We start from the raw sequence: 13,636 nt of genomic DNA on the forward strand, positions 1-13,636 counted from the left end.
ATCCGGATCTGCCGCTCGGCGCGCACCGCCTCGGTGCCGGTCAGCTTGGCCAGCCGCTTGACGCGCGACTGCGCCTGGCGCGCCTTGCTGGCCTTGGCCTTGAAGCGGTCGATGAAGGCCTGCAGGTGCGCGCGCTCGGCCTGCTCCTTCTCGAACGCGATCTGCTGCAGCCGCAGATGCTCGGCGCGCTGGCGCTCGAAACTGGTGTAGTCGCCGCTGTAGAGCTTGGCGCGCCCTTCGTGGAGGTGCAGCGTATGCGTGCACAGGCCGTCGAGGAATTCGCGGTCGTGCGAGATCATCAGCAGCGTGCCCGGATACTTGAGCAGCCACTGCTCGAGCCAGAGCACGGCGTCCAGATCCAGGTGGTTGGTCGGTTCGTCGAGCAGCAGCAGGTCGCTCGGCATCATCAATGCGCGCGCCAGGTTCAGACGCACGCGCCAGCCGCCCGAGAAATCCGAGACCGGGCGCTCGTGCGTGTCGGCCGCGAAGCCGAGACCGTGCAGCAGGCGCCCGGCGCGCGCGGTCGCGTCGTAGCCGTTGATCTCGGCCAGGCGCTGATGCGCGGCCGCAACGCCGTCCCAGTCCTCGGCCGCCATCGCCGCCGCCTCGGCACGCAGGATGCCGTGCACCTCGGTGTCGCCGGACAGCACGAAATCGATCGCCGGATCGGGCAGCGAAGGCGTCTCCTGGGCAACGCTGGCGATGCGCAGCCGCCCGGGCAGGTCGAGGTCGCCGCGGTCGGCCTCGACCTCGCCCATGATCGCGGCGAACAGGCTCGATTTGCCGCAGCCGTTGCGGCCGACGACGCCGACGCGCGCGCCGGCATGCAGCGCGATGTCGACATCGGACAGCAGCAGGCGCTCGCCGCGCCGCAGGGCGAAGTTTCGGAAGGCAATCATGATCGGCGTAGTGTAGCCGATCGGCTCTCGCGGACGCGTCGCGCCGCCCGCATCCGCTGCCGATCGTCGCGCGCCGCTGCGGACGATCGCCCGACGTGGCGGCGCTATGCCTTCGCGGTGCCGGCCGGCGCGGACGAGAACTTGACCTGGCGCAGGGCCTCGTCCGGCAGCGCGTAGGCCGATTCGAGCAGTTCGCCCTCGTGGACGATCTCCGGGAACAGCGTGCCCGGCAGCGCCTGCACCGCGAAGATCTCCTGGACGCCGCCGGTGAACTTGAGCAGGCCGATCGTCTGGCCGGTGCCGATGTGGACCGCCCAGACGCCGGAGAGCCGGTCGGCATTGTCCTCGGTGATCGGGATGTCGGTGAACGCGTTGCTCTCGCGCAGCTGCGACAGGCCGATGAACGCCACCGGCCCGAGGAAATCAAGTCCGCGCGCGAAGCCCGGCACGCGCGCCACGTCGGTCTTGGCGCCGGTCTTCGGATCGACCGTCACCAGCGCGCCGCGACCCGATTCGAGGACCCAGAGCCTGTTGTCGTACCAGCGCGGCGAGTGCGGCATCGACAGGCCGCGCGTGACGACCTTGTTGGACTGCATGTCCAGCAGCACGCCGCCATCGCGCTTGTTGACGCGCCAGCCCTGCGGCGTATTGGTCTCGCCGAGTGCGGTCAGATAGCGCGGGCGGCCGTCGCGCATGCCCAGGCCGTTGAGGTGGCAGCGGTCCTCCGGCGCGAGATGGCTGACGAACGAAGGCCGCCAGCGCGGCACGAAGCTCGACTTGGTGTCGAGCGTGCACAGGCACGAGAACAGCGTATTGACGAACCACAGCTCGCCCGACCGGTCCCAGGCCATCTCGTGGATGTCGATCGCGCCGGTGACGTGGCCGCGCCGCGCCAGGTAGACCGCGTCGTGCCGCGGCGGGTCGTTCAGGCGGGCCGCCACGGCCGGCATGTTGCGGAATTCGGCGATCTCCACGCGCGTGCCGAGCGCGATGCGCTCGCCATCGGCAGCCAGGCCCATCGGCCGGTCGAACGTGCGGAAATGCGTGTTGATCGACGCGCCGTCCGGCCGCAGGATGACCAGCTTGCCGGCCTGGTAGGTACTGACGATCAGGCAGCCTCCGAGCTGGCGCAGCAGGTCGGGGAGATTGGTCGTGTGGACGCTGGCCAGGGCCGAGGCGACGGCCTCGGCGTCAGCCGGATCGGGCGCGGAAGTCGGAGTCGGGCTGCTCATCGGTCGGACGTGTGCTGCGAACGGAGACGAACGCGCATCGTTGACGATCTGCCGGGCGCTTGCAATGGCTGCGGCCTCGTCAGCGGCGCATCGCAGCGCGGTCGTGCGGCACCGGTCCGGCGCCGCGCGGCACGCTCGGAGGCGGACGCGGGCGCGCCACGAACGCGAGCAGGCGGTGCGCCCGCTGCCGACGCCCGTGCTCGCGGTCTTCGTCAAGAGGGGTTCAGTGCTGCCTCGATCGTGGCGTCCTTGTCGCGCCACAGCGCATTGATCCAGTCCTGGAAGCGCGCGCGCGCCTGCGGATCGCGCTCGTAGCCGCCGTCGAGCCGATCGCGCGGCACGGCCAGGCGCCGCACCACGACACGCACCTGGCGGACGCGACCGCTCAGCAGATCGGTGACGCTGGGCCGTCCCTGCGGATAGATCACGGTGACGTCGAGCACGGCCTGCATCAGATCGCCCATCGTCTCGAGCACGAACGCGACGCCGCCGGCGCGCGGCGGCAGCAGATGGCGATACGCAGACCGGCTGGCCGCGTGCTTGGCCGGCGTGAAGCGCGTGCCCTCGACGAAGTTCATGACCGACACCGGCAGTTCGCGGTAGCGCTCGCAGGCCCGTCGGGTCGCCTCGATGTCCTTGCCGCGGAGCTCCGGCCGCCGCTCGATTTCGGCACGCGAGTAGCGCCGCATGAACGGAAAGTCGAGCGCCCACCACGCCAGCCCCAGCACCGGCACCCAGATCAGCTCGCGCTTGAGGAAGAAGCGCATGAACGGAATGCGCCGGTTGAACACCGACTGCAGCACCGGAATGTCGACCCAGCTCTGGTGATTGCACAGCACCAGATACCATTCGTCGCGGCGCAGCCCGTCCAGTCCGTCGACCTCGATGCGGGTGCCGCCGAGCGAGGCCATCAAGGCGCTGTTGACCGCGATCCAGTTCTCGGCGATCGCGACCAGCGCGCGCGACAGCCCGCGCCGCCACGGCGCGATCGGCAGCACGAATTTCAGCAGCGCCAGCACGAACAGCGTCGAGGCATGCACGAAGGTGTGGGCCGCGATCAGGATCGACGCGATGGAGACGGTCAGGACCTGCCGGAGCCGTGCGCGCATGCTCGGACTCAGGCGTCCGGCTCGTAGGCCGGCAGCACGCGCTCGACCGCGACGTTGCGCAGTCGCACGTAGCGCGGCAGCCCGTCCTTGCCGGACGGCGGCGGATCCTCGCCGCGGATCAGCGGCTCCAGGTAGCGGCGCGCGCGCTCGGTGATGCCGTAGCCGTCGCGGCGGATGAACGAGCGCGGCAGCTTCTTCTCGGCATTGGCCACCTTCGTCAGCGGTATCGGCTCGATCTTCCACCTGTACGGCGTGTCCGAGGTCCGCACGATCGCCGGCATCACGCCGCTGCGGCCGGCCAGCGCATAGGCGACCGCCGCCTTGCCGACCGCGACCGCATGGGCGACGTCGGTCCTGGACGCCAGATGCCGCGCCGAACGCTGCAGGTAGTCCGGCTGCGCCCAGTGGTACTTCAGGCCGAGGCGGTCCTTGATCAGCTGCGCGATCCACGGCGCGACGCCGCCGAGCTGGACGTGCCCGAACGCATCGCGGCCGCCGGTCTCGGACACGAAGCGTCCGTCCGGCATCTTGACGCCTTCGGAGACGACGACCGTGCACCAGCCGACGCGCTCGACGGTGGCCTTCACGCGCGCGAGGAAGGCCTCCTCGACGAACGGCACCTCCGGAAACAGGATGATGTGCGGCGGATCGTCGCCGCCCTTGCCGGCGAGGCCCGCCGCGGCCGCGATCCAGCCGGCATGGCGCCCCATGACCTCCATCACGAAGACCTTGGTCGAGGACTCGGCCATCGAGGCCACGTCCAGGCTGGCCTCGAGCACCGAGACCGCGGTGTACTTGGCGACCGAGCCGAAGCCGGGGCAGCAGTCGGTGACCGCCAGGTCGTTGTCGACGGTCTTGGGCACGCCGACGACCGACAGCGGATAGTCCAGCGCGCGGGCCGCCTGGGCGATCTTCAGCGCGGTATCGGCCGAGTCGTTGCCGCCGTTGTAGAGGAAGTAGCGCACCTCGTGCGCGCGCAGCACCTCGATCAGCCGTGCGTACTGCGCGCGGTTCGCCTCGAACGTGCCGAGCTTGAACCGGCACGAGCCGAACGCGCCGCCCGGCGTGTGGCGTAATGCCGCAATCGCCGCCGCCGACTCGGCGCCGGTGTCGATCAGATCCTCGCGCAGCACGCCGACGATGCCGTTGCGCCCGGCCAGCACCGGGATGCGGCGGCGGCGTGCCGCCTCGATCACGGCGCCCGCAGTCGCATTGATCACCGCGGTGACGCCACCCGATTGCGCATACAGCAAATTGCCGCGTTTCATCGCTCCTCCACCGTCGCCGGGGCCGTTTGACACTCCCGGGTGCACCCGTTAGCGTAGCCCGCGCTCGTTTTGAGGGTCTGCCTCTCGTCGGGGCAGTCTAGCGGATCGCGACAGTCCGGATCGCTCCGCCCACATCCAACGGAACACTCTATGCGACTCGTCCTGCTCGGCGCGCCCGGATCGGGCAAGGGAACCCAGGCGGCCAGACTGAAGACCGCGCTCGGCATCCCGCACATCTCCACCGGAGACCTGCTGCGCGCCGCCGTCAAGGCCGGAACCCCGCTCGGCCTCAAGGCCAAGGCGGTCATGGAAGCGGGTCAGCTGGTCTCCGACGACATCGTGCTGGGCATGCTCGAGGAACGTCTCGCGCAGGCCGATGCGGGCGCCGGCTTCATCCTCGACGGCTATCCGCGCAACGTCGCGCAGTGCCGCGCGCTGGAGGCGCTGCTCGAGCGGATCGGTCAGCCACTCGACATCGCCGTCAAGCTCGACGTGCCGAACGAGACGATCATCGGCCGTTGCGAGATCCGCTACGAGGCCGAGGGCCGCGCCGACGACAAGCCCGAGACCGTGCGCGAACGCCTGCGCGTCTACGCCGATCAGACCGCGCCGGTGGCCGACTACTTCGCGAGCGTCGGCAAGCTGAGCGTCGTCGACGGCGTCGGCGAGCTCGACGAGGTGTTCGACCGCATCATGGCGGCACTGCCGCGCTGACGCCCGCGCGAAGGCGCTGAACCGACCGCACCGGCCGCGCCGGGAACGGGCCCGATGAAACTGCACATCCTCGGCATCTGCGGCACCTTCATGGGCGGGATCGCCGCTCTCGCACGCGAGCTCGGCCACGAGGTCGAAGGCTCCGACGCCAACGTCTATCCGCCGATGAGCACCCAGCTCGAAGCGCTCGGCATCGCGCTCGACGCCGGTTACGCGGCCGGGCATCTGATGCCGCCGCCCGATCAGGTGATCGTCGGCAATGCGCTGTCGCGCGGCAATCCGGCGGTCGAATACATGCTCGACGCGCGCCTGCCGTACCGCTCCGGCCCGCAGTGGCTCGGCGAGCACGTGCTCGGCGACCGCCAGGTGCTGGCCGTGGCCGGCACGCACGGCAAGACCACGACGACCTCGCTGCTGGCCTGGCTGCTGGAGGCGCAGGGCCGCTCGCCCGGCTTCCTGATCGGCGGCGTGCCCGGCAACTTCGAGCGCTCGGCGCGCGTCGGCAGCGGTCCGTTCGTGATCGAGGCGGACGAGTACGACACCGCGTTCTTCGACAAGCGCTCCAAGTTCGTGCACTACCGGCCGTCGATCGCGATCCTCAACAATCTCGAGTTCGACCACGCCGACATCTTTCCGGACCTGGCCGCGATCGAGCGCCAGTTCCATCACCTGGTCCGCATCGTGCCCGGCAACGGACGCCTGATCGTCAACGCCGAGGACCGCAACCTGGCACGCGTGCTCGCGATGGGCTGCTGGACGCCGGTGGAGACCTTCGGCATCGATGCCGGCGACTGGCGCGCCGAACTGGTCGAGGCGGACGGCTCGGCATTCCGCGTCAGCCATCGCGGTACGCCGTTCGGCGAGGCGCGCTGGCCGCTGGTCGGGCGCCACAACGTCATGAACGCGCTGGCTGCGCTGGCCGCCGTGCACGCCGCCGGCGGCTCGGTCGCCGAGGCGCTGACGGCACTGGCGGACTTCGCCAGCGTCAAGCGCCGGCTCGAGCGCCTCGACGCCGGCCGGCACGGCGGCATCGCGGTCTACGACGATTTCGCACACCATCCCACCGCGATCGCGACGACGCTCGCGGGGCTGCGCGCCCGCGTCGGCGACGCGCGCATCCTGGCCGCCGTCGAGCCGCGCTCGAACTCGATGCGGCTCGGCGTGCACGCCGACGAACTCGCGCCGTCGCTGCGTGACGCCGACCGGATCGTCTTCCTGCAGCGTCCGGAACTGCCCTGGGACGCTCAGCGCGTGATCGCGGCGCTCGACGGCCGCGGCCAGGCTGCCGCCAGCGTCGACGCGCTGCTCGAAGCGCTCGGCGCGCTCGCGCGCCCGGGCGACCACGTGGTGTTCATGTCGAACGGCGGATTCGAGGGCGCGCCGCAGCGGTTCGCCGCGCGGCTGCGCGGCTGAGGGGCCGATCGCTGCCGGTACGCGGCCTTGCTAGACTCGTCGCGATGGCTTCCGCCGACCGCAACGACCTCCCGCTGTTCCCGCTGTCCAACGTGCTGTTCCCGGGCGGCGTGCTGCGGCTGCGCATCTTCGAGCCGCGCTACCTGGACCTCGTCCGCGAGTGCTGCCGCGACGGCAGCGGCTTCGGCGTGTGCCTGATCATCGAAGGCCACGAAGTCGGCGCTCCGGCGGTGCCGGCCGCGATCGGCACGATCGCGCGGATCACCGATTTCTACACGCTCGAGCGCGGCCTGCTCGGCATCACCGCCGAGGGCGGCGAGCGGTTCCGGGTCGAACGCACGCGCGTGCGCGACAACGGCCTGATCCGCAGCGAGGTGTCGCGCTGGGAAGCCGAGGCGAGCGAACCGGTGCCGGCCGAGTTCGGCCTGCTGCCGGTCATCCTCGACCGCCTGCTCGGCCAGATGAACCTGCCGGCGCGCAACGAAGACCGGCGCTGCTTCGACGATGCGAGCTGGGTCGGCTTCCGCCTCGCCGAGGTGCTGCCGCTGGCGACCGACGAGCGTCAGCAGATGCTCGAGACCACCGATCCGCTGCATCGGCTGACGCTGCTGCGCGATGCGCTGCCGCGCTTCCAGCGCGAATGACCGCAGTACCCATCCGAGATTCCGAGGAACCGACATGACTTCTCTGGCCGGCAAGACCCTCTTCATCACCGGCGCCTCGCGCGGCATCGGGCTGGCGATCGCGCTGCGCGCGGGCCGGGACGGCGCGAACGTCGTGATCGCCGCCAAGAGCGACGTGCCCAATCCGAAGCTGCCCGGCACGATCCACAGCGCCGCCGCCGCGGTCGAAGCCGCCGGCGGCCGGGCGCTGGCGCTCAAGGTCGACATCCGCGAGGAGGATCAGGTCCGCGCGGCGATCGAGCACACCGTCGCCACGTTCGGCGGGCTGGACGTCCTCGTCAACAATGCCAGCGCGATCTGGCTGCGCGGTACGCTCGACACGCCGATGAAGCGCTTCGACCTGATGCAGCAGGTCAATGCGCGCGGCAGCTTCGTCTGCGCGCAGGCCGCGCTGCCGCATCTGCTCGCCGCCTCCAATCCGCACATCCTGACGCTGGCGCCGCCGCCGTCGCTCGATCCGCGCTGGTGGGCGCCGCATACCGGCTACACGCTCGCAAAGATGGGCATGAGCCTGGTCACGCTGGGCCTGGCCGCCGAATTCGCCGGCCGCGGCATCGCGATCAACGCCTTGTGGCCGCGCACGATCATTGCCACCGACGCGCTGAACATGATTCCCGGCGTCGCGCTGGAACGCTGCCGCAAGCCGGACATCGTCGCGGAAGCGGCGCATGCCATCATGACCACGCCGGCTGCCACGCTCAACGGACGCTTCCTGATCGACGAGGACGTGCTGCGTGCGCGCGGCGTCGAGGACTTCTCGGGCTATGCGGTCGACCCGGCGCAGACGCCGCTGATCGACCTGTTCCTCGAGGACTGAAGCCCGTTCAGCGCAGCCAGCGCCGCCAGCCGCGCGCCGGACGCTCGCGGTCGGCAGTCGCCGCCTGATCGACGGCCTGCGCCCGCAGACGGGCCACTTCCGCCTCGAGCTCGGCGATGCGCGCGCCGGCCGCCATGTTCTGGCGCACCTCGTGGTTGTAATGCGCATACACCGATTCGCCGCGGTCGCCGAACAGCGACAGCGCCGGCAGCTCGGCCGGGAGCTCGCCGCGGCTGCAGACCGCGACGTAGTAGATCGGCGCGTAATCGAGTCCCGGCACCGGCGCATCTCCGGCCTCGGTCGAAGTCCACAGCTGGCTGCCGCCCGGCGTCCGGTCGAGCGCCCACAGCGCCGACTGGAACAGCAGCTTCTGGCCGTACAGCCGGATGCTGCGGAAATGCGGGCTCAGCAGATCGATCAGCTCCTCGCGGTAGAGCTCGCGTACGTGAAACTCGTTCTGGAAACCCATCGCATCGGAGTACGTGCGCTTGTCGGGCGAAGAGATGATCAGCAGGCCGTCCGCCGCCAGGACGCGCGCGAAGCCCTCGATCAGGCGCTCCTGCGCGTGCAGATGCTCGAGCGTCTCGAACGAGACGACCACATCGAAGCGCGCGTCCTCGAACGGCAGTCGCGTCGCGTCGCCGTGCACGAACTGGAGATTCGGCCGCGCGCCGTAGCGCTGGCGCGCATGCGCGATCGCCTCGCCGGACAGATCGACGCCGACGACGGACGCCGCCGACCGCGCCATCAGATCGGACCCGTAGCCCTCTCCGCAGGCGGCATCGAGCACGCGCCTGCCGCGCACCACGTCGAGCGCGAATGCATAGCGGTGCCAGTGCTCGTACCAGATCTCGCGCACGCATTCGGGCGTGAAGCGCTCGCCGGTGAATGCCAGCGCGTCGGTATCGGTTTCATCGGTCATCGGACACCTCGTCGGTTCGGTGCACGCCCGAGCCGGCATCGGGCCAGCGGTGCTCGAGTCGGACCAGCCCGAACTCGCGCGACTCGCCGCGTATCGTGACGGCACGTTCGACGGTATCGAATGCCCGCACGCCTTCGCTGTCCATCGAATGCACGCGCAGGCTGTAGCTGCCCGGCAGCAGCGGCAGTCGCGGAAAATCGATCCTCGCGACGAATCCATCGCCCTCGCGGATCGGCGCGACGGACTCCATCTCGGTCGTCACGCCGTAAACCGGCGTGCCGTCGGCGCGCGCGAAGCCGAACGCCACGACCGGCAAGCGCCCGTCGCGCGAATGGATCCTCGCTTCGACATGCAGATCCGCGCCGCGCTCGAGCACCGTCGGCCGGTCCGCCGCCATGCCGTTGAGTGCGAGGCCGGTCACCGCGAACTCCTGCGAGGCGTCGACCTTGTGCGACAGCGCCGCCTGTTCGCCGCTCTTGCGCTCCTGGTAGGCGAGGTAGGCCTGCGTCACGTCGAATACGTCGCCGTACGCCGCCACACTGCCGTCGCGCAGCCAGAGCGCGTGCCGGCACAGCTTCTGCACGTGGTACATGCTGTGCGACACCAGCAGCAGCGTGCCGCCGGCACCGAGGTAATCCTCGATCCAGCGAATGCACTTCTTCTGGAATGCCTCGTCGCCGACCGCGAGCACCTCGTCGGTGATCAGCAGGTCCGGCCGCAGCGCGGCCACGACCGCGAAGCCGAGTCGCACGACCATGCCCGAGGAGTAGTGCTTGACCGGTTCGTCGATGTAGCGGCCGATATCGGCGAACGCGATGATCTCCTCGAGCTTGGCGCGCAGCTCGGCCGGCTTCAGACCGTACAGCACCGCACTCATCGTGATGTTGTCGCGCCCGCTGTACTCGGGATGGAAGCCGGCACCGAGTTCGAGCAGGGCACCGACGCGTCCGTCGACGCGCACGCTGCCCTCGCTCGGCGTCAGCACCCCGGCGATCAGTTTCAGCAGCGTGGACTTGCCTGCTCCGTTCTCACCGATGAGCCCGAGCGATTCTCCACGCCGGACGCACAGATCCACATCCCGCAGCACCGGGATCGAGTCGACACCGCGGCGTCCGGTGATCAGCGATGCCAGCGCTCTCAGGCGATCACGACGATGGAACACCTTCGGATAGCGCTTGCCCAGGCCGGAAGCCTGCACCAGCACCGAGGACGGGCCGGAGTCGGGGGTCATCGCTGGCCCCGCACGGCGAGGTGGACGATCGAGGCCGGCCGGACGCCCTCGCCGTTGCACCACGGCGCCCGCGTGCGGGTCTCTCGTTCGCGTACCGAGGGCCGGGCGTTCAAAGGAAGTCCTCGAAATGCCGATCCAGGCGCCGGAAGAACCCGCTTCCGATCAGCAGCGCCGCCACGGCGACCAGAACGGCGATCGCCAGCCGCGTCGGATCGATCTGCCCGTACCCGAGCAGCACGCTGCGGAAACTCTCCGCATAGAACGTGAACGGGTTGAGGTCCAGCCAATGCCGCAGGTGCTCGGGCAAGGATTCGCGCGCGTAGAACACCGGCGCAGCGAACATCATCAGCATCAGGATCTGACCCAGAGCCTGGATCAGATCGCGAACGAACACCTGCAGCGCGGAGAGGATCAGAGCCAGTCCGGTCGTCAGCAGCAGCAGGGGCACGTACAGCAGCAGCGCCAGCGGCAGACCGGCCAGGTCGATACGGTGGCCGAGCAGCTTCAGGATCAGCACGATGGCGACGAAGCCGAGCGAATGGACCAGGAAGCTCGCACCGACCGCCGCGAACACGAACACCTGGCGCGGCAGCGCGATCTTGCCGATCAGTGCAGCGTTTTCCTGGATCGCCGTCGTCGAGCGCAGGATCGCTTCGGAGAATGCGGTCCAGGGCCACAAGGCCGTCACCAGGAACGGAACGAAGCCCGGCGCATCGCTGCCGGGCAGCCGCGCCTTGAACACGTGCACGAAGACGAACGTATAGACGGCCAGTTGCACCAGCGGCTGGATGAGCGCCCACAGACCACCGCTGAAGCTTCCCGAAAAGCGGTTGCGCAGCTCCCGCCGCAGGAACTGACCGATCAGTGTCAGGGAATGCGTCGGCACGTCGGCGAATGGCTAGCGGATTGTGGCGGGCTTAGGAGCGGACCGATCGCCCTGCTCGGTCTTGGCATCTGGAGAGAGAGACGATCGCTCTCAAGGACTGCTCTTCGCGGCGGGGGTCGCGTAGCGGTCCCGCAGCGAGGCGAGCGCCTCCGGGTTCGCCTCCAGCGGCGTCTTGCGCAATCCGCCGACGTACTCGTCGACGGCCAGCCGCACGTAGTCTCGCTGCTTCTGCTCGATGATCGCGTCCTTCACTTCGGCGAAGCTCAGCTGCCGATCCTCTACCCGCGAAGTCACTTTCAGGATGTAGAAGCCGCTGACGGTTTCGACTGGGCCGGTGACTGCACCCGGGCCGGCGGCTGACCGAGCCGCGGCTTGAAGCGCGTCGGGATGACGATCCGACCCGACGTCCTCGAGTTGGCCGACTTCGATGTCGGCCTGACCGGACTCGGCCAACTCCCGACTGATCGCGTCGAAGTGTTCGGAGCTGCCATCGACTCGCTTCATCAGCTCGGCTGCTCTTTGCTGCGCCGCGGCGACGCTGTCGGCTTTGGGCTTGCCGCGCGCTCGCTCCAGTTCGGTCTTCACCAGAATGTAATCGGCGTCGATCCGACCGGCCTCCACGTAGCGTTTGCGATCCGCCTGATAGCTCTCCTCGGCAAGCGCGGTCATATCGGGCACGTTCGAAGCGTCCCGGATGCGTTCGATCTGCTGTCTGAAAAGCACGTCATCGGGCGTCTGCGCAGCCTGTGCCTTGAGGATCGGATCGGAACCGATATGGTTCTCGCGCACATCCCGAGCGACCAGTTTCTGGCTGAGCAGATTCTGCAGCACCTGCTCGATGCGCTTGGGGCTGTCGAAGAAACCGGCCCGATCCTTCTCGGGGATCGTCTCGGCGAAGCGGTCGACGTCTTCGAAGCGTACGTCGATGCCGTCCTGGCGGACCAGAACGTCTGCGGGCAAGCCTTCGGCTAGACAGGTCGCAACCGGACTGGCCACGAGCAGGGCGAGACATACCACTTTCTTCAACATCATCAGACTGTCGATTCGCTAAAAAAAGCCGCTTCGTCGTGCGAAGCGGCTTTCGGTCGGTGACGATAGGCCAGCATCGGTGAAACATCCGGACGCATCGTGTGGATGCACCCGGACGAGAACGTCACTGCGATGGCGGATCGGGACAAGGCACAGCGGTGTCGAAGCACTGTGCCTGATACTGCATTCGACAAGCTCCAGATCCCGCCGCGCATTCGGTCGGTGTCTGCGGAGTCGTCGGCAGGGCAGCATAGATCATGTTGATGTAGTACTTCTGCCCCACCTGCAGATTGCACGCGGCCGAGCCACCGACGCTGTAGAAGAGCGAACCGGACCCTCCCATGCCGCTCCTGAAGCAAGTCGGCGGAATCGCGGGGCTGGTCTGGGACGTACCGAAGTCACCGCACAACGTGCTGATCGTCATCGATATTCCCTGTCCGCCGCCGCCCCAGTCCTGAAATGCGGTCGGACTGCCGGCGAGCGAGAAATTGCCGGTCATCGTCGGCGTAAACTCCAGCGACACGTACTGGCGGCCACCGAACTGCACACCAGCGACGATGTTCCGACGGTGCGGCCACGGCAGCAATGTACCGCCCTGATTGCCGTTACGGCCAAAGACATGATCCCATTTCGTCGTCGGCGAGACGACCGACACCCCTGTGCCGGACTGATAACGCACGGTGCCCTCGGTCACGCGAGTCCAGCCGGTCGGCGCGACGCAGCCAGTCGGCGCAGCCGCGACCGTCGCCGAGATTTCCGACACATTGGCGGTCTGGGCGTTGCCGTTGTACGTACACGTCAGCTTGAACTTGTAGGTTCCGGCGACAGCGGGCGTCAGCGTCAGGTCGTGCTGGGCCGCACAGCTCGACGTCGAGTTACATGCCACGCCGCTGGTCGGCCACGGCCAGGAGCCTTGCTGGCCGGCCGGAATCTCGCTGCCGTCGTAGACGCACAGGTCGGCATTGCTCGCCGCCCACTGTACCTGCGTGCTGGCACCTATCGTCCAGTCGCCCGGCAGCGCCCAGTTGGCCGGACCCGGATTGATCAGAGGCGTTGGCGGCGGCGCCGTCTGACAGTTCTGCCCGAACGTGCCCGTCGCCCTCAGGTGACCGGTACTCGGGTCAGCCGTCACACCCGACGCATTGGTCGTGAAGATGCACGGATTCGGCGACTGGGTAGGATCGGTCAGTTCGATCACGGTCTGGCCGTGCGCGACAGATGAGACGGCCAGGAAGGCCGTGAGTGACACGAAGCAGCGATTCAAGCGGGACATGAGCGGCATTGCAGGGCTTCCCTGAACATAAGCGCTCGGATTGTAGTTCGTTTTCTCGCGGAGCGGTGCAAATTCGTCGTTAAATTTGCGCACGCCCTTAACGCCTGAAAACAAAAAAGAGGGGGCTTGCGCCCCCTCTTCTTGAAACACCAAGTCGAGC

13 protein-coding genes are annotated in these 13,636 nt (G+C 68.6%); 4 read left to right on the forward strand and 9 right to left on the reverse strand.

Annotation, left to right across the window (positions count from 1 at the left end; all coding sequences use genetic code 11):
• The 4 genes from VMR06_RS17630 to VMR06_RS17645 all read right to left on the reverse strand — a co-directional run.
• A partial coding sequence (locus VMR06_RS17630) for an ABC-F family ATP-binding cassette domain-containing protein (RefSeq protein WP_325378827.1) occupies positions 1 to 899 on the reverse strand: 899 nt, incomplete at its 3' end.
• A gap of 104 nt (positions 900 to 1,003) precedes the next feature.
• Positions 1,004 to 2,131, reverse strand: a complete 1,128-nt coding sequence (locus VMR06_RS17635) for a TIGR03032 family protein (RefSeq protein ID WP_325378829.1) — start codon at positions 2,129 to 2,131, stop codon at positions 1,004 to 1,006.
• A gap of 212 nt (positions 2,132 to 2,343) precedes the next feature.
• On the reverse strand, positions 2,344 to 3,240 hold the full coding sequence (locus tag VMR06_RS17640) for an acyltransferase (RefSeq protein ID WP_325378831.1): 897 nt from the start codon (positions 3,238 to 3,240) through the stop codon (positions 2,344 to 2,346).
• 8 nt (positions 3,241 to 3,248) lie between these two features.
• Entirely contained in the window at positions 3,249 to 4,508 is a 1,260-nt protein-coding gene (locus VMR06_RS17645; RefSeq protein WP_325378833.1) for a 6-phosphofructokinase, read from the reverse strand.
• Between the two features lie 150 nt (positions 4,509 to 4,658).
• Between VMR06_RS17645 and VMR06_RS17650 the strand changes: the two genes are divergently transcribed.
• The 4 genes from VMR06_RS17650 to VMR06_RS17665 are packed head-to-tail and all read left to right on the forward strand — an operon-like array spanning position 4,659 to position 8,135.
• A complete protein-coding gene (locus tag VMR06_RS17650; RefSeq protein WP_325378835.1) occupies positions 4,659 to 5,222 on the forward strand; it encodes an adenylate kinase in 564 nt (187 codons plus the stop codon).
• Between the two features lie 54 nt (positions 5,223 to 5,276).
• Complete coding sequence (gene mpl / locus VMR06_RS17655; protein WP_325378837.1) at positions 5,277 to 6,635, forward strand: UDP-N-acetylmuramate:L-alanyl-gamma-D-glutamyl-meso-diaminopimelate ligase; 1,359 nt, start codon at positions 5,277 to 5,279, stop codon at positions 6,633 to 6,635.
• 44 nt (positions 6,636 to 6,679) lie between these two features.
• Positions 6,680 to 7,279: an LON peptidase substrate-binding domain-containing protein gene (locus tag VMR06_RS17660; protein WP_325378839.1), complete on the forward strand. Its 600-nt coding sequence runs from the start codon at positions 6,680 to 6,682 to the stop codon at positions 7,277 to 7,279.
• Positions 7,280 to 7,313: 34 nt separating this feature from the next.
• Positions 7,314 to 8,135, forward strand: coding sequence for an NAD(P)-dependent oxidoreductase (locus VMR06_RS17665; RefSeq protein WP_325378841.1), 822 nt, complete (start codon positions 7,314 to 7,316; stop codon positions 8,133 to 8,135).
• Positions 8,136 to 8,142: 7 nt separating this feature from the next.
• Here the strand turns inward: VMR06_RS17665 and VMR06_RS17670 are convergent, their stop codons facing one another.
• The 5 genes from VMR06_RS17670 to VMR06_RS17690 form a co-directional block, all read right to left on the reverse strand.
• Positions 8,143 to 9,057, reverse strand: a complete 915-nt coding sequence (locus VMR06_RS17670) for a class I SAM-dependent methyltransferase (RefSeq protein WP_325378843.1) — start codon at positions 9,055 to 9,057, stop codon at positions 8,143 to 8,145.
• Positions 9,047 to 10,288: an ABC transporter ATP-binding protein gene (locus VMR06_RS17675; RefSeq protein WP_325378845.1), complete on the reverse strand. Its 1,242-nt coding sequence runs from the start codon at positions 10,286 to 10,288 to the stop codon at positions 9,047 to 9,049. Before VMR06_RS17675 ends, VMR06_RS17670 begins: the two co-directional genes overlap by 11 nt.
• 109 nt (positions 10,289 to 10,397) lie before the next feature.
• Positions 10,398 to 11,174, reverse strand: coding sequence for an ABC transporter permease (locus VMR06_RS17680; RefSeq protein ID WP_325378847.1), 777 nt, complete (start codon positions 11,172 to 11,174; stop codon positions 10,398 to 10,400).
• A 90-nt stretch (positions 11,175 to 11,264) separates the two neighbouring features.
• The gene (locus VMR06_RS17685) at positions 11,265 to 12,206 is read right to left on the reverse strand and encodes a peptidylprolyl isomerase (RefSeq protein WP_325378849.1); all 942 of its coding nucleotides are present in this window, start codon (positions 12,204 to 12,206) and stop codon (positions 11,265 to 11,267) included.
• A gap of 121 nt (positions 12,207 to 12,327) precedes the next feature.
• Complete coding sequence (locus VMR06_RS17690) at positions 12,328 to 13,626, reverse strand: hypothetical protein (protein ID WP_325378851.1); 1,299 nt, start codon at positions 13,624 to 13,626, stop codon at positions 12,328 to 12,330.
• Between the last annotated feature and the right edge of the window lie 10 nt (positions 13,627 to 13,636).

Source organism: Dokdonella sp. (genome assembly GCF_035511235.1).
Taxonomy (GTDB): Bacteria; Pseudomonadota; Gammaproteobacteria; order Xanthomonadales; family Rhodanobacteraceae; genus Dokdonella.